General features: G+C 29.6%; 12 protein-coding genes. 4 read left to right on the forward strand and 8 right to left on the reverse strand.

Going from position 1 to position 18,092, the window contains the following annotated elements; all coding sequences use genetic code 11:
- Positions 1–31 precede the first annotated feature (31 nt).
- From I6U48_RS16525 to I6U48_RS16535, 3 genes are all read right to left on the reverse strand, one after another.
- Entirely contained in the window at positions 32–1,156 is a 1,125-nt protein-coding gene (locus I6U48_RS16525) for a response regulator (RefSeq protein WP_218321570.1), read from the reverse strand.
- A 476-nt stretch (positions 1,157–1,632) separates the two neighbouring features.
- Positions 1,633–3,507: a sigma 54-interacting transcriptional regulator gene (locus I6U48_RS16530; protein WP_218321571.1), complete on the reverse strand. Its 1,875-nt coding sequence runs from the start codon at positions 3,505–3,507 to the stop codon at positions 1,633–1,635.
- A 61-nt stretch (positions 3,508–3,568) separates the two neighbouring features.
- A complete protein-coding gene (locus tag I6U48_RS16535) occupies positions 3,569–5,626 on the reverse strand; it encodes a methyl-accepting chemotaxis protein (RefSeq protein WP_218321572.1) in 2,058 nt (685 codons plus the stop codon).
- Positions 5,627–6,103: 477 nt separating this feature from the next.
- Between I6U48_RS16535 and I6U48_RS16540 the strand changes: the two genes are divergently transcribed.
- The 4 genes from I6U48_RS16540 to I6U48_RS16555 all read left to right on the forward strand — a co-directional run bounded on the left by I6U48_RS16540 (position 6,104) and on the right by I6U48_RS16555 (position 11,730).
- On the forward strand, positions 6,104–9,211 hold the full coding sequence (locus I6U48_RS16540) for an ATP-binding protein (RefSeq protein ID WP_246615401.1): 3,108 nt from the start codon (positions 6,104–6,106) through the stop codon (positions 9,209–9,211).
- A 19-nt stretch (positions 9,212–9,230) separates the two neighbouring features.
- Positions 9,231–10,361, forward strand: a complete 1,131-nt coding sequence (locus I6U48_RS16545; protein ID WP_218321573.1) for a response regulator — start codon at positions 9,231–9,233, stop codon at positions 10,359–10,361.
- 245 nt (positions 10,362–10,606) lie between these two features.
- Positions 10,607–10,780, forward strand: coding sequence for an Lrp/AsnC ligand binding domain-containing protein (locus tag I6U48_RS30515; protein ID WP_376774579.1), 174 nt, complete (start codon positions 10,607–10,609; stop codon positions 10,778–10,780).
- A 32-nt stretch (positions 10,781–10,812) separates the two neighbouring features.
- Entirely contained in the window at positions 10,813–11,730 is a 918-nt protein-coding gene (locus I6U48_RS16555; RefSeq protein ID WP_218321574.1) for an EamA family transporter, read from the forward strand.
- 166 nt (positions 11,731–11,896) lie between these two features.
- Here I6U48_RS16555 and minE read toward each other — a convergent pair whose 3' ends face one another.
- The 5 genes from minE to I6U48_RS16580 all read right to left on the reverse strand — a co-directional run bounded on the left by minE (position 11,897) and on the right by I6U48_RS16580 (position 17,521).
- Positions 11,897–12,157, reverse strand: coding sequence for a cell division topological specificity factor MinE (gene minE, locus I6U48_RS16560; RefSeq protein WP_218321575.1), 261 nt, complete (start codon positions 12,155–12,157; stop codon positions 11,897–11,899).
- A 3-nt stretch (positions 12,158–12,160) separates the two neighbouring features.
- Complete coding sequence (gene minD, locus I6U48_RS16565) at positions 12,161–12,958, reverse strand: septum site-determining protein MinD (RefSeq protein ID WP_218321576.1); 798 nt, start codon at positions 12,956–12,958, stop codon at positions 12,161–12,163.
- 47 nt (positions 12,959–13,005) lie between these two features.
- The gene (locus I6U48_RS16570; protein WP_218321577.1) at positions 13,006–13,386 is read right to left on the reverse strand and encodes a response regulator; all 381 of its coding nucleotides are present in this window, start codon (positions 13,384–13,386) and stop codon (positions 13,006–13,008) included.
- 227 nt (positions 13,387–13,613) lie between these two features.
- On the reverse strand, positions 13,614–14,504 hold the full coding sequence (locus tag I6U48_RS16575; protein WP_218321578.1) for a response regulator: 891 nt from the start codon (positions 14,502–14,504) through the stop codon (positions 13,614–13,616).
- 2 nt (positions 14,505–14,506) lie between these two features.
- Positions 14,507–17,521, reverse strand: a complete 3,015-nt coding sequence (locus I6U48_RS16580; RefSeq protein WP_218321579.1) for an ATP-binding protein — start codon at positions 17,519–17,521, stop codon at positions 14,507–14,509.
- Positions 17,522–18,092: the final 571 nt, after the last annotated feature.

The raw sequence follows: 18,092 nt of genomic DNA on the forward strand, positions 1-18,092 counted from the left end.
ATTTTCTCTTCTTAATACGTTTCTTATATATTTAAAAGGCTAAATAAGGATTTGAGATCAATGCATCCATATAAATTTCAATTGGTATGCCTTCATCCTCTGTAAATATTTCTTTAATCCTTTGGTAATGCAAAATCGCAGCCTCCTTGTTGTTTAGAAGCAGGTGTACCGCAATAATTTTGGCATGAATATCTTCAGTAAAAGGAAATATATCCGCCCATTTTTTTAGATATACCATAGCAGCCTCAAACCGCTGCTTCTGCACTTCATTATCAACTATTTTTTCTAATAATTCAAAACAATTTATTTCTAGCTCTGCACCTTTTTCCGCTGCCCATCTATATCCATTACCCGTTAAATATCCATTTTGATAAATCTCTATTGCATGTTTTAAGCTTTCCATACTTAAGCTTCCATTTTTATACTGTTTATATAATTTTATATACTCTGCACAATCCCAATAGTCTGGAGACCATATTAAGCGGCAAATTCCGCCATCCTTACGACTATTCTCAATAATATTACTTAAACCAAAGTTCTCTAGGTCCTTTCTTAATTGATATAGCGTTGTATATAAAATTGATTGTGCCTTATCTACATCTCGATCATACCATAACTCTTCCATTATTTTCTCTTTGGAGACTGGATTCCCTTGGTGGTGAATTAAAAATGCAAAAAGTTCCTCAGTTTTAACTGTCCTGAATTTCATCTTCTCTCCATTTTCTGATTCCACAGAAAAACGACCGAAGGAACTCACCAATATACATCTTGACTTCTCATCCTTCTTTTGATCTCCACACCTTTTTATATATCTTTCTAAGGTTTTTTTCATCCGTTCTTCCGTAATTGGTTTCATGATGTAATCAAGTGCATCTGTCTCAAATGCTTCAATAGCATAACTATCATATGCAGTTACAAATACAATAAATATATCAGATCTAATCTCGTTAATACGCCCAGCCAATTCGAGACCGTGTATGCCAGGCATTTTAATATCCAATAATATTAAATCCACCTCTATTGTAGGTATACATTCCAATAGCTCGTCCTGATCTGAAAAAGCACCACGTATTTGGACATTATCAAATGCTCTTAACACACTTTCAGCCATTTTTAATGCTGGCAGCTCATCATCTACAATTATTACTCTAATCATACTATTTCTCCTTTAAATACAATGCAGCATAATTATCTTACTTTCTACTTTCAATCTGTAATACTCAATCCTAAATTATGATTATCTAAAATTAATTATAAAACATATTATAGCACCATTCATTATTAGTAACTACACCCAATATAATTTCTATTTTATAAAATCATAACAACTTATATTTTAAACATTAAAAATGTGTAAGACAAATATTATACCTTACACATTTTCTATATATTACAGCTCTGTACTCATTCCCTTTTCTTTTTAATTCTTATCACTATGTCTTCCTTTATTTTAACAATTTCCGGTAATACCTCTAGATTATCAAAACTCTTCTTCAAATTCTTTATACTTATTACTTTATCACTTCCTAATAAATAAAATTTAATCAAGTACTTACCCAAAATAAATGTTATCATTTCAATATTAAAAAAAGATGTAATCTAAGTTAACGTTATGTCAACTTAATTTACATCCTAATCCTGTTTCCTCTTTTTCCATAAGGCTGTTCTACTTATACCTAAGTGTTTAGCTATTTCTGTCTTCGTCATACCTTGATTGGACAGCATTTCTATCATTTTTTCCTCCATAGATTGATACATATCTCTTAAACTAATATTACCATCTATTTGCTCGTGTTTTTCATATTCCACATCTTCATCTTCATTTTCATCTAGATCAAGTTCATGAAATAATACATATCTTTGAGAAGCGTTTCTCAATTCTCTTACATTCCCAGGCCATGTGTAACTTATTATTTTATCTTTCTCCTCATCACTTAGTTTTAATTCCTCATTTTCCTCTGACAACTCTTCCAAATAATATTTAAATAATGGAACTATATCTTCTTTCCTTTCCCTGAGAGGTGGAATACTTAATTTTAGTATATTCAGTCTATAAAACAAGTCGCTTCTAAAGCCTCCAGCTTTAACTTTCTTCTTTAACTCTTCATTCGCAGAGGCAATAACTCTTACATTTAAAGGAATAACATAATCTGACCCTATCCTCATTATTTCTCTTTCCTCTAAAACACGCAGCAGCTTTGCCTGCAGATTAAAAGATATACTGTTTATTTCATCTAAAAATATAGTTCCTCCATGAGCGAGCTCAAATAATCCTGGCTTTCCCCCTTTTCTTGCTCCTGTAAAGGCTCCTTCTTCATATCCAAAAAGTTCACTTTCCAAAAGGCTTTCCGATATTGCCGCACAGTTAACAGCTACAAAAGGTTCCTCTTGTCTTTTACTTATATTATGAATACTTTGTGCAAACATCTCTTTACCGGTTCCACTTTCTCCATAAATCATCACAGTACTATCTGTAAGTCCTATCTTTATTGCCTTCATTACAGTGTCCTTCATAACAGAATCATGGGCAATAATATCTTCAAATTTATACTTAGCAACAAGTCCTTTTTTATTTAATTCATACCTTATTTTCTTTTCTAAACTTTGAAGCTTAGTAATATCCTGAAAAGAGCATAAGACACCATTAATATGTCCATCCACATCTAAAATAGATGTATTTGAAGTAATTACAATTTTTTTTAGCTTTTTAATTGCATTGTATTCGTTAACTTTACTCTCCAAAACATCCATCATAAATTCAAGTTCTGGATAAACCTCTAATAGTTTTCTATCCATTATATTTTTTCTATCCTTATTTAGCACTTCCTCCGCTATTTCATTATATAATATAATCTTACCTTCCCTGTCTACTGCAATAACGGCATCATGTACTCCATCCAGTATAGTTTTTAAAATCTTATTTTTACACTTTTGCTCATATAAGCTGTCTACTAGTTCCTTAGCATAGGTTATCCCTTCATGTATGGACTCCTTACTGGCACCTATATGGACATTATCTATTCCTAGTTTTCGAGCACAACTACAGGGGATTCCTCCCCCAATTATTACAACCTCTCTACTTTTATCAATATATTTATGTACTCTTCCTTCTATTTCTTCCTTAACGCTGTATCTTTCAATTATAATATGGGTTTTAATCAAATCTTTTAATTCATCATAATCAAAGTACTCATAAATAGAAATAAACAGAACTATTTGCTTGTTATATACGCTTGCTGCTTTTACTGAACGTAGGATATCCAGTGTAGTTATTTTCAAATTTACTACAGGAATATTTACCTTACCAACTGTATAAGCATAGCCGCCACTTCTAGCTACAATAGCTTTAGCCCCTTTATTTTCCAGTATTTTTCCCTGTTCTTCCATTTTATTAGGGTCTAGTATATCTATAATAATTTTTCTCTGCTCTACATCATCAGGAAATAATTCTATAATACTATTTTTAAGTTCTTCATCTGATGCAATTACTCCTATTTTTTTATCCATATATGTTCTCCTAATAGTTTGTATTTATTTCTGTATAATATTATATCATTAGCGCAAGATTCTATATACGGAATATTTCAATATTTCTTTGTAATTCATTTGCAAGTTTGGAAAGACTTTTAGATGCTTCTGCAATCTGCTCAACACCTGCTGTTTGCTCTTGAGTTGAAGCTGCAACCTCTTCGGTTCCAGAAGCAGCTTCTTCAGATATGCTTGCGATATCACCAATTACCTCACCAGCTTCCTTCGCTTTTCTATTTATCTCCTTTGATACATCAGTAACTTTTCGAATATTCAAATTGATATTCATAACAACTTCCTCTATATTATGAAATGCATTTATTGTATCAGATAAAGCTTTTTCTTGATCGTTTAAAACTACCTCTACGGTACTCATCTCATATACTACTCCTTTAACACTTTCTTGAACTTCCTTAATAATACCTTCAATTTTTTGTGCAGATATTGTAGATTGTTCAGCAAGCATTCTTATTTCTTCTGCAACCACTGCAAAGCCTTTTCCTTGCTCTCCTGCACGTGCAGCTTCAATGGCTGCATTTAAGGATAATAAATTAGTCTGTTCAGATATACTCATGATAGCACTAAGAATTTCTCCAATTTCTGCAGATTTTTTTGACAAAGCATTAACAGAAACTCCCACTCTCCCCTCAACTTCTTTATTCTCTGTCATTTTAACTTTTTGATAGTCAACAGAATTCTTACCAACTTTCACTTTATCCTTAGCTGTAACTGCAAGCTGCTCAGACTTTGACATTTCATTAGTTATGTCCTGTATTCCAGAAATCACTTCAATAATTTTTTGGTTACCTTTCTCAGTTGAAACTGCTTGCTCACTTGCTCCCTTAGCCAATTCATTGATTGCCTCTGAAATTTGAGAAGATGCACGGCTTACCTCTTCTGCAGATGACGTCATTTCCTCAGAAGAAGCTGCCGTATTCATACTCATTTCACGAACCTCATAAATAACTGTTTTCAATTTATTAACCATGATTTGAAATGCTTTAGTTAATGCTCCAATCTCATCTCCAGATTTTGATACATATACTTCTTGAGTTAGATCCCCATCAGCAATGGCTTCTGCAACTTTAGATAATTTCTTAAGTGGATTGGAAATGGAACGGCTAAATATTAATACAAAAACTGACGCTACTATAATGCATAACATCGATATCAAAATAATCTTCCAAATAAGACTTGTAATCGGCCTCATATAATCAGCATCTGCAATAGAGCATGAAAGAAACCAGTTATTTTCAGAATATTTTGTGTATGCTATTGTCTTTTTTACACCTTTCAGTGTATATGAGCCATAGGATTTTGGAACTTTAAGCATTTTTTCATAAAGAGTCTTTTGCGAAGGATCTTCCTTGGTCATATCAGACTTAAATACTAGCTCCTTCATTTCATGTGCAATTACAATTCCCTTTTTGTTAAATATAATATAATTATATTTCTCTCCATCATCTCTCTTAATTAAGTTATCCATCAACTGTGTAAAATTAATAGGCATTCCTAAAACACCAATAAATTCTTTTTCTGAACTATAGAGTGGAACCACAATCACCATGATGGGATTTCCAGTTGACGAGGACACTACAACATCAGATACCACTGTTTTATTAGAGTCACGAGCAGAAGTAAAATAATCTCTCTTACTTATATTTACACCATCTGATTTTCCATTCAAAGCGTCAGCAACTGTTACTCCTTTGCTGTCAGTGAAAAATAAATTTTCATACATTCCATCATTTTTTTTGTAAAAATCACTAAGATACTCTCTCATTCCTTGTTTATCAGATGCTTTCACTTCAGAAGCTCCTTTTATAAGTTCCGTCAGTGCATTGATTGAATTCGTATCATGAGCAATGGCATATGCCTCAATTTTTTGACCATCAATAATTGTTGTCAGCAGTTTTAGTTTACTATTTACTTTACTTTGCATATTTAATAAAGTTTCCGATTTAATAGTATTTGAAAACTGAATTGTACTTACAATCCCCACAATAGATACTGGTAAAATAACAAAAATTAATGATACTAAAACTAGTTTTTTAAATATATTCAATTTCCATATTCCTATTTTATTTGAATTTTTCATTCTAAGATACCCCTTTTCTTTTTGAATAAAACTTGATTACTTACTAATCGATCTTAAGCTCAAAAAAATTTCTTTTCATATAACTAACCTTCCACCAATTAATTTCAACATATCTCTCTTCCCTTCTTTATATATCAGGGGGTAAAAAGTTTTTTCTAAAAAAACAATTTCTCATCCTAATTTAATCTTATAATGTGCTGCTTCTAGGGAAGGATTAATTCCAAGCGTATTAGATTTATTAACTACTAAGTATATGAATTCTATAGTATTACTTAAAACTTCATTTTTTTACTTTTTATATTTTATACTATCAGTTGTTACAAAATTGTTGCAAAATTTTAATGTTGAATTCTAGGTGTTAATGAAAAATATGGAACCTTTTATCAATTTTCGATATAATATAAAAATATGTGTATAATATAGCATATAATCAAAGCAACTTTGATCAAAAGAAACTATGTAAGGAGTTAACTGAATTTGAAATCTAAAAACAATGATAAAATTTTCATTATATCTTTAGGTATAGTAATTATACTTTCAATTATTATTAAGATTTTTATTTTTCAAAATAATAATGTTGAAGCTCCGTTATGTAAAAATGGTTTTTTAGATCTTTCTCATTGGGATTTTGAGGCTAGTGGACGTGTTAAATTAAACGGACAATGGGAATTTTACCCTAATGTGCTTTTATCACCTAAGGATATTAATAATAAAGTATTATCAGAAAAATTATATATTAATGTCCCAAATCCCTGGACAAAAGAAGTAAGTAAGAATATACTTTCGAATAGAGGAATAGGAACCTATAGATTAAAAGTTAGGATAAATAAAGATTTATCCATTTATGGCTTAATTACCGAACATATGAGATCAGCAAATAAAATTTTTGTAAATGGTCGAGAGATAGCTAAAAGTGGAAATGTTGAATCCAGTTTTAAAGGCGGGTATTCTTCAAATGTTGTACCAGTTATTTCAATGTTTCCCTCATATGGTGATACATTAGATATTATTATTCAGGTGGCAAATTCAGATTATTATAATGGCGGAATAATACAAAACATTTATCTTGGAAGTTATATAAATATATTAGATTATTATTTTAAAATAAATATATTTAAGATAGTATGTATAGCCTTTTTAATGATGTTCGGAATTTATTATATTAGAATTTATTTTATAACTAGAAAAGAAAAAATACTTATATATTTTGGTATATCCTGTATAATTTATTCTTGCATTTTTGCTATAAAAACTGATAAAATTTTCAATAAGCTTTCTAAATTTATTCCATTTATCATACTATTAAAAACAGCCTTAGCATTAATATGTCTAATTGTGCTCTTCATATGTCTATTTATAAGAGAAAATGGAAAAATATTTATTCCAGACAAATATATGAAAGTGATTACCTTAATAGTTTCAATAAATATATTTCTGGTTTTAATGTTACCAACAAGATTTATGGCTTTGCTTGAAAATATAATTGTACTTATGAATACATTGCTTTTAATTTTAGTGTCTATATTAATGATAAAAGCTCTTGTAAATAAAGAATATGGTCGATTAAATGTTAATGGCACAATGATTTTATTTTTTGGAATTATTTTAAATATAGTTCAATATGTTAATTATATTTTATATTTCTTTTCAATAACAAATAATAATTTTATACCTTTAATTATATTGCTATTTGTGCTAATAGAATGGTCAACTATGTTTCTAGATCAGTATGTACAATCATATTTAAATTTAGAAGTTATGAGGAATAATTTAATTAAATTAGATAAAATAAAAGATGAAATTTTATTAAACACCTCTCATGAATTCAAAACTCCTTTACATACAATAATAAATATTGCTGAAGCAATGAGAAATGAAAAAGAAACATTAAAATTCGAAAAAAATCTATCGAATATTATATCTATAGCAACAAAATTATCAAGTCTTGTAAATGATATAATTGACTTTGAATATCTACAAAATGGAAATATAAAATTTAACAAAAAAACATTTGACATTAATGGTTCCATACAGATGGTAATTGATATTTTAGGATATATGAAAAAAGGTGAAGATATACAGCTCATAAATACTATACCTGTAGGTAAATATTATGTTTATACTGATGAGAATAGATTTAAACAAATTATTTTTAATCTTATAGGTAACTCTCTAAAATATACTGGAAATGGTTATGTGAAAGTAAGTGCAAAGATTATAGATAATTATGTTTATGTAAGCTTCGAAGATACAGGGCTAGGTATTGATAAAAATACTCAAAAAAGTCTTTTTGTTAGAAAAGTATTTTATAAAGAATCTGATTTTATAAAGGGTGTTTCACCAGAATTGGGTCTTTCTATTTCCAAATTACTCGCTCGTAATATGGGGGGAGATTTATATTTAAAGCACTCTGAACTTAATAAAGGATCCATATTTAATCTAAAAATTCCTAAAGTAGCTATAGATAAAAGTATTGCAAATAATACACAAAATGTGAAATTTCAATCGAAGGGTACTACTACGAATATCGCTAAAGAAAACAAATTAAATATATCAATTCCCCTACATACGAATGGCAATGAGGTCAAAAAAGTAAAACTTCTAATTGTAGATGATGATGCTTCAGATGTAATGGTAATGAAAGAAATATTTTATGAATCTCATTATGAAGTTATAGTTGCTTATGATGGAAAAAGTGCTTTAAAATTAATGCACAAACACAAGAATATCTCTATTATATTGCTTGATGCAATGATGCCAGGTTTATCAGGTTACAATGTATGTAAAAAAATACGAGAGAATTATAAAATATTTGAACTTCCTATATTACTCATTACAGTTACACATACTCCAGAAGAAATAGAAGCTGGTCTTGAAGTCGGTGTAAATGACTTCTTAGTAAAGCCTTTCAATTCAAATGAACTAAAATCAAAAGTTAAAACACTTTTAAAGTTAAAAGAAGCAGTGAATGAAATGCTAAAAATAGAAGCTATATTTCTGCAGTCACAAATAAAACCCCATTTTTTATATAATTCTTTAAGTACAATAATTTCCTTATGTTATAGTGATGGCGAGAGAGCTGGAAAACTTCTTGGAGAATTAAGTAACTTTTTACGACTAACTTTTACAATTGATCCTTTTAACTCATTTGTTAGTTTGAAAAGAGAACTATCTCTCGTTAAATCTTACATTGAAATAGAAAAAGCACGTTTTGGAGATAGACTTAAGACTGAACTTAATATAGATGAAAAACTTTTAGAATATAAGATACCAGCCTTGGTTATACAACCTATTGTAGAAAATTCAATACGTCATGGTTTAATGAAACGTATTTCAGGTGGAATTGTAAAAATAGCTGCAAGAAAAAGTAAGAATTTCATTGAAATTACTATAGATGATAATGGGGTAGGAATAGAAAAAGAAGTCTTAGAAAAACTTCTAGATAATACTTTTACAACTAGTATTGGTTTAAAAAATGTAAATAAAAGATTATTGAATAAATATGGACAAGGTTTATTAATAACTAGTGACCTTGGTGTAGGAACTAGTATTACAATAAAAATTCCAATAGAAGTAGAAAATTAAAAATAGGAGGACACAAATCATGCTTAAGGCAATGGTTATTGAAGATGAAGCATTAACTAATGAACATACATGCAGACTTCTTAGAAATGAGAATATTGAGGCAGTAGGATATACAAATTCTTATGAAGCTTTTGATAATATAAATATATATAAACCTGATGTATTATTTTTAGATATAGAAATGCCTGAAATGGATGGATTATCATTGGCCGAAAATGCATACGCCGCTGGGTATGCTGGTGAAATTGTATTTATTACAGCTTATGATCAGTATGCACTAGATGCCTTTCGTGTAAGTGCCTTAGATTATTTACTAAAACCTATTATGCTTGAAGAACTTAATCGTTCAATAGAACGTGTAAAAAAAAGAAGAACTGCAAATTTATATAATAAATCCAGTAATCCAAATAAAAAAATAAGAATTTCATTATTTGGAGACATTCTTCTCTATATAGGAGAAAGCAACACTTCTATTCGATGGATGACTTCAAAAAGTGCTGAAATATTTGCATTTATGCTATTACAAAAGGGTGATACTAAAATATCTAAATGGCAGCTCATGGATGAAATCTGGTCTGATAAAGATCAGCATAAGGCAGATATAAATCTTCGTAGTACAATCAGTAGACTAAATAAAACCTTAAGAGAAAATGATATAGATATTTCTATTACATGTATAGGAAATGGATATAAATTGTGCATTAATGAGTTAAATGTAGAGGTTGATGCATTTAAACTAGAAGACATTGTTTTTGATAATACTCAAATAAGTGATAAAAATTTCGAATGTTATGATAGTATAATATCAAGTTATACTCCAATCCTTGAAGAGTTTAATAGTGAATGGTGTTATGAAGCAAGGGAAATTTATCATAGATACTTTATAAATGGAGCTAAAAAACTACTAAAGTATTATGAAAGCATTGCTGCTGAGCCACTTAAAATGTTAAAAATTATTGAAATTATAATTAAATATGAACCTTACGATGAAGATATAAGAAAATTTGCATTAAAGTTGCATTATGCCATTGGTGGAAAAAAAAGTGTTAAAAAATACTATTTAGAGTATTCTGATTTTATAAAAAATGAGTTACAGATCGATCCAAGCTATTCAATAAAAAAGTTATATAATAGGATATTAAATACTTGATGAAAGCTCTTTCAATAATTTCATGGAAGAGCTTTCAAAAATTTCTGTGTGGTAGAAAAAAGGATAATATTTACTAGCATCTGCAAATAGTCTATGCAGACGGTATTATAAAAGGTTATAGAACTATAATTGACTGGGAAAAGCTTGGTGAACCAATTAAAACTCTCTTATACGTAAAAATTAGTTGTGAAAATTTCAAAGAAATTGTAAACCAGATTTTATCACTTGAGCTTCCTAATGTAGTCATTGAAGAGTGTCACAGATTAGCTGGAGAATGGTGTCTATTATTAAAAATAAGGGCAAGTACTCCAACAGATATTTCAAATTTCATTGATGATTTATGGAAAATAAAAGGTATCAAAGAAACATCCACTACCCTTGTTTTGTCCACCATATTGGAAAACGGAATGCGTAAATAATACATATATAAATTTTGAATGGAGGAATGAAAATGGAACTTAATACAAGAAAAGAGCACTGGAATACTATATTAGCCTATATTGCTGTCTGCATTTTTTGGGGGTCTACCTATCTTGCAATAAGAATTGGTGTCGGTCAGCTGCCTCCAACAATTTTTGCTGGAATCAGATTTATAATTGCGGGTAGCTTAATGTTTTGCTATGCTGCCATTAAAGGTTTATCTATTCCTAAAAATTTATCAGAAGTTCTTAAGATCTCTATTGTAGGAGTATTTCTTCTTGTCGGAGGAAATGGAGGAGTTGTTTGGGCTGAAACTAGAGTCAGTTCAGGTATAGCATCTTTAATGATTGCAACAGTCCCCCTTTTCATGGCACTTATAGAATCCTTAATGCCTTCTAAAACTAAAATCAATAGAAAAGGATGGATAGGCCTATTAATTGGTTTTGGAGGAGTTGCTTTTTTAGTACTTTCAGATTGGAATAAAACACCTTTAGATATTATAGGCATAATATTATTAATTACATCAGCTTTATCCTGGGCACTAGGCTCAGTATACTCAAAAAGCTTCACTTCTACTGCATCAACAATATCAAATATTGCTATACAGATGCTTGCTGGAGGATTTTGTTTATCTTTAATTGGAGCTTTTCATGGCGAATTTTCGAAAGTGAACATTACTGCTAAAGGTTTAGGGGCACTATTATATCTCGTAGTTTTTGGATCTATTGTTGGATACAGTTGTTACATCTATATCTTGCAAAAATGGCCTTCCGCTAAAGCCGGTACTTACGCTTATATAAATCCACCTGTAGCAGTAATTTTAGGTGCTATTTTTCTAGGAGAAGTTATATCTCTAAAGATAGTTTTAGCTACAATAATAATTTTAGGGGGAGTAATCTTAGTACAAATGTCAAAGGTAAAGGTTGTTTCGATGCCTAAGAAAGCTTAATAGCATAATATTAATGGAAACATTGAAAATACAAAGTCTCGTTTAAGTATTTCTAATATATATATAACAATCTAGAATGATAAGCTTGTTCTTTACTAGTTCTATCATTCTAGTATAACCAAAATTACATATTAAGTTGAATTTAAGTTAGCTCTGTAAAATATACTTATTTACATTTTTTTATTGGTATATTTGCAACTAGCATTCTTAAATTATTCTCTTTTTCGTTACCTTTTATCAACTTTATCTCTATATCTGAGTTATCAATAGCAACATATTTTGTAATAACATTTAATATTTCATTTTTTATAATCTCCAAAAGTTTGAGAGATATATCAGTCCTATCATGTACCAGAATAAGTTTTAACCTCTGATTTGCTATATTTTTTGAAGAAGGTTTCACAGAAAAAAGGCTCAACGAATTCACCTCCTATTTAACTGAGAATAACTTTTTAAGTTTATCAATAAAAACATTATTATTCCCTTCAAAACTTCTAAACGGCACTTCTATTCCAGCTATTCTCATAGCTATCTCTTTAAAAGCTTGCCCCACTTCAGCATCTTCATTTAATACAATAGGCTCTCCTCTATTGGTAGATATAGTTATTCTTTTATCACTTTCAACTACTCCTAAAAGTTTTATTTCTAAGTTACTAATTATATCCTCAACATCAAGCATATCTCCGTTTTTCACCATTTCATAATCTATTCTGTTAACAACAAGTTTAATATCACTAAATGCTTTTTTCTTAAGCTTGCCAATAACCCTATCAGCATCTCTTATTGATGTTATTTCAGGATTTACTACAATTATAGCTTTATCGGCTCCAACTACAGAATTTTCAAATCCTTGCTCAATTCCAGCAGGACAATCAATTAACATATAGTCACATTGATCTCTAAGTTCATCGATCAAACCCAACATTTGTTCCGTTTTTATGTCTTCCTTATCTCTTGTTTGTGCTGTTGGAAGTAAAAATAATTTCTCATATCTTTTATCCTTAATCAAAGCTTGTTCTAATTCACACTTTCCTTCCACTACATCCACAAGATTAAAAACAATTCTATTTTCAAGTCCCATCAATACATCTAAATTTCTAAGGCCAGTATCTCCATCAATTAGTATAACTTTCTTATCCATTGCTGCAAGTGCAGTACCTATATTAGCCGTAATGGTTGTTTTTCCAACTCCACCTTTACCTGATGTTATTACTATAATTTCTGCCATGAAAATTTGACCTCCATATCATAAAGTTTCTTATTTTAATCAATTCTTTATTGAAAACATTCTTCATAAATAGTTTTTAAACTGTTAGTTATTGTTTCATTAACTATATTCTCACTAAACTTAAAAAACAAATAGTCTACAACTTTTGGTTCAAAAGTATTTGTAACCAATTTATTTCTGTCCGAAAAAAATATAACTTTCGTATTAGGACAAGACTTGCATATAGCTCTTGCCAAATGCATTCCATTATAATGATTAGTTGTTATCCATATGAACACTATATCTGTTGTTTTATTTACAAATTCCTTTAAAAAATTTTTAGTATTACTATAAACTCCTAGCACCTCTATGTCCATACTGTTTTTAAGCATATTCTTTAAAGTATTACTAGATTTTATTTTCGGATCAATAATCATAACCCTGAACAATTTTCCTCCCCTCCTTACTTTTACACATAATAACTACATTTATCAAATTCAGTCATTATTTTGACCCTTTTACTTGCCAAAACTCTACCATATTTATATTTTATAATATAATTCTGACAAATCTCTGACAAAAAAACAAAAAACGGCATATCGAACCGTTTTCAAGCACATTTTTTTCACTTTATTGCAATATTTTTTCATTTTTTATTCATTTTGACACCATTTTTTTATTCCTTATGAGAACTCTTTTTTAATCTCTGTACAGCAAATACATATTTTCTTCGTAAGGCTTCTTTTTTAGTTTCAGCCCAAATCCATCCTTCTTCAGATAAATATTCTCCCTTATACAAGCCTATAGCACACTCTAAGAAAGTTGCATCTTGTAAATCTATAGCTTTTTGAACCTCCTTTTCGAATTCAAAGGCATCAATATAAGTATTTTTTGCGATGAGCATATAACTATTCCCTGAATATTCAATAGAGATTTTCTGACTGTTATATGCTAAAAATGTTTTTCTTATAGAATAAATTGTTGTTTGAAGATTAGCCAATGCTTTTTTAGGCTCCAAATCAGGCCAAAGTAAATCACATAATTTTTCTTTATGTACTGGAACATCTCTATTTTCAAGGAGATAAGCAAAAATTTCTGAAGACTTTTGTCTATTCCATTTTACTACCTCTCCTCCTACCTTAACAACAAGTCTTCCAAAGGTTTGAATGTATATCTCATAATTACCCTTTTTATTTTTATGATCATCTACTTTTTTTCCTACCAATCTATCTAAAGCTTTAAACAATCTTTCTTCTCTAATTGGTTTCAAAACATAATCAATTGCATTTACCTCAAAAGCTTCTGTTGCATAGTGGTTATATGCTGTAATAAAAATGACCTTCATACCTGGAAAAATATTAAGTAGTCTATCTGCCAACTCAAGTCCATTTATAACAGGCATATCAATATCCAGTAAAACTATATCGAAAGGCTGCTTTTCAGCCTGTTCTAGTGCTTCTACAGAATTCTTACACGCCACACAACAATCAAATTCCTTATACTTTTTTACATAAAATTCTATCTCCTCCAATGTGCTTATTTCATCATCTACAATAAGAATATTCACGTCTAATCCCCCCTATTTACTGTATAAGGTATAATAAATTCTACCTTTGTCCCCTTTTCTTCTCCTCTTGTTATAGTGAGGCCTTTTCCATATAATGCTATAAGTCTCTTGTGAATGTTTTTCAGTCCTACACTTCCCATTTTAACTTCCCCTGACAATAAGCTTTTCGCCTTTTTCTCATCAATTCCAAGACCGTTATCAATTACCGATATCCTTGCATAGTTTCCTTTGTCCAGTACAACGATGTAAATCTTTCCACCTTCAAGCATAGGCATAATTCCATGCCTTACTGCATTTTCAACTAAAGGTTGTACACACAGCATTGGTATAGTACAGTCTACGTCATCTACAATGAATTCCACACACAATCTATCTCTGAAACGAGCTTGCTCAATAGATAAGTATGCCCTTACAATATCTAATTCCTTTTTAAGTGTTGTATTTCCTTCTCTACTTTCAAAATCAAAACTTCCTCTTAAATAATCAGATAAATCAAGTATGAGTTCTTTCGCTTTAACTGGTTCTCTTATACTTAAAGAAGAAATAACACTCAACGCATTATATATAAAATGAGGTTTAATTTGTGCCTGCAGGAAAGATAATTCAGTGTCAACTAAACTTTTTACTGCTTTTTTCATTTGAATAAGACTATTTACTCTAGCATGAAGTTCCTCAGGTTCAAAAGGCTTTGTAATATAATCATTGACCCCAATTTTAAATCCTGTAGATATACTCTCAATACTACTTCTAGCTGTAAGCATTAACACTGGTAATTCTACTGGCAGATATTTTTCTCTTATTCTTTTAACAACATCATATCCAGAAATCCCTGGCATCATAATGTCTAAAATAATAATATCAAATTTTATTCCATTACCTAAAAGTTTTAATGCATCATATCCATTTAAAACCGCTTTAACAGTATAACCATCTAATCTCAAGTTATTAATTAAAGCTTTACGGCTTGCAGCATCATCTTCAACAACAAGTATATTATAGTTATCAAGTTCATCAGTATCATCAGGTATTTCAACCTTTTCATCCTTCAATTCCAATATTTTTCCAAGTTCATTCATGCTGTTCTCGGGTTTTTTTTCTACAATTGGAAATGTAAAGAAAAAGCAAGATCCTTTTCCTTCTTGTGATTCTACACCAACTTCTCCTCCTTGAAGTTCCACTAGCCATTTAGTTATAAATAAACCAAGGCCTGTTCCTTCATATTTTCTATTTATAGAAAAATCTGCTTGTTCAAAGGCATTAAAAATGCTTTCCTTTTTATCTTCAGGTATTCCTATACCAGTATCGTTAATAAATATAGTTACTTTGTTATGAGATACTTTAGCTTCCAATGTTATAAATCCTTTTTCCGTAAACTTTAAGGCGTTTCCAATAATATTATAAAAAATTTGATAGAGTCTTTCTTCATCACAAAATACAGCAGGTATATCCTTACTTATATGATTTTGAAATATAACATTGTTTTCTTTCTTTAAATGTCCAATTACAAATATTGCCGTTTCTGCAACCATCCTTAAATCTAAGGGTTTTGGATTTAACTTTAATTCATTGTTCTTTAAGCTTGAAATATCTAAAATATCATTTATTAAATTATAAAGTCGCTTAGATGAGTCTACAACTATCTGAAGATTTTCTTCCTGACTCAAATTAAGTTTTCCTGCTACACCTTTTAATAAGGATTGAGTTATATTTATTATTCCATTTAGTGGAGTTCGTAATTCATGAGAAGTATTAGCAAGAAATTCATCCTTCAGTTTGTCTAACGTTATAAGCTTTTCGGACATCTCTTCCACTTTCTTAAAGGTTCTTGAAAATCTTTCCGCAAGAATATATGCTTGAATAAACGTAAACATAAATGCTGCTATTTCAATGCTAGGTCCATATTTATTATAAACTATATCCCAGTGGTATAAAGCATCTTTTATAAATATTACAATTACAATTACTATTCCTGAGAGTACCAAAATAGCATCCTCTCTTCTTTTTAGAACAGCTCTTAACAATGAAAATGTAATATAAACATAAATACATACTATTAAAAATTCATAAAATATTAAATATCTTGTAAATACATCTATAGGAGCCGCTACAGTAAATAAACTTATACAAGTCCCAATATATATTGAAATTTTTATCACTTTCTTGGATATTTCTTCTGGATATAATTCATAAGAAAAAATTGTTATCATAATAAATCCCCAATACATAGTCATATATTCAACAGGAACCATCCAATTTAGAGTTGCTGAAGGTATTAAATTAAGAATTATATATTCACCGGTAACTGCAATTCTTATAGAAGTAATTAAAAGTGTTAAAGCAAAATAAAGTGCAGATTTATTCTTTTTCTGAAGTAAAAATAAGGTCATATGATAAAGTGACATTACCATAAATACACCAATCATAAACATTTCTTTTCCTGAATTAAATTCCTTTAATGACCTTATTTCTTGGTCACTTCCTAAGTAAATAGAATACCATAATCCTCCTCGTGAATATACATAATTTGATACTTGAACTATAATTTCAAAATTATCAGAAGTATTTTTAAAACTAACAGCCTGAGGTTTATATTGAGGAACAGTACTTTGCTTTGTTTTTCCAACCACTCCATTTTGGGCCACTATTTTATTATTTATCATAAGCTTGTATGAAGTGGATGCTGTTAAAATTTTTAATCCTTTTAGCGATTCTATATCTTTTGTTTTTATTCTTAATCTATAAGTCGCATATCCTTTAGAAGGAATCTTTTTATCATTTAAAGTATAATTTGTCCATACATCAGGAACAGCAAAATACCCATCCGGTTTTATTTGTTCTCCTTTATGAAAATCTTCATATGTCAGCAACTTATTCCAATAGAATTCCCAATTTCCATCTAGACTTATAACTCCATCTTTTTCAAAATTCCAATTAGAAAGATCTAAAACTCCGTTTTGTGCCTGTAATATATTTTTATTAGGATGTAAAAATATACTAAAAATAGATATTATCATCATAAAAATAATTACCATAATTATTATATATATTTTATTTTTTAAAGCTTTCATTTTATATTTAGTGAGTTACTTATATTAGTCAGCACTCTCAACTAAATAATCACCTCTTTTCTTATAGAACACACCACTTAATAACTTTTTATTTAATATTATCCTATCTTAATTGTAAACTTCAATACCTTTAACTTATCAAAAGTAAATAGCTTCAAAATCGTAAGTTAAATTGTAAAACAAATAATATATTATAGGGTTGCACGGCCGAAAATCAACTTACACTCCGGCATATGTTTCCAAGCTTCAGCACGATAAAAACTTTCAGTCAATCTAAAGCTCAGTATTTTGAAAATCTAAGAATCTTTGATAAACTCGTACCTCAAACATATCAAAGACTCTAAGATTTTCTAAAATACTGAGCTAAGGTTGACTAAAAAGTTTTTATATGTGCTTTCAGCTTTGGAAACACATCCCTGCGTATAAATCAACTTTCTGTTTTGGGTATCTATATAGATAGCCACGGCCCACACCCAAGTTATGGGAATAAGCTGCAAAGTTTTGTTAGAACTATTTGAAT

It is taken from the genome of Clostridium thailandense (assembly GCF_019207025.1).
In the GTDB taxonomy this organism is placed as follows: Bacteria; Bacillota; Clostridia; order Clostridiales; family Clostridiaceae; genus Clostridium_AM; species Clostridium_AM thailandense.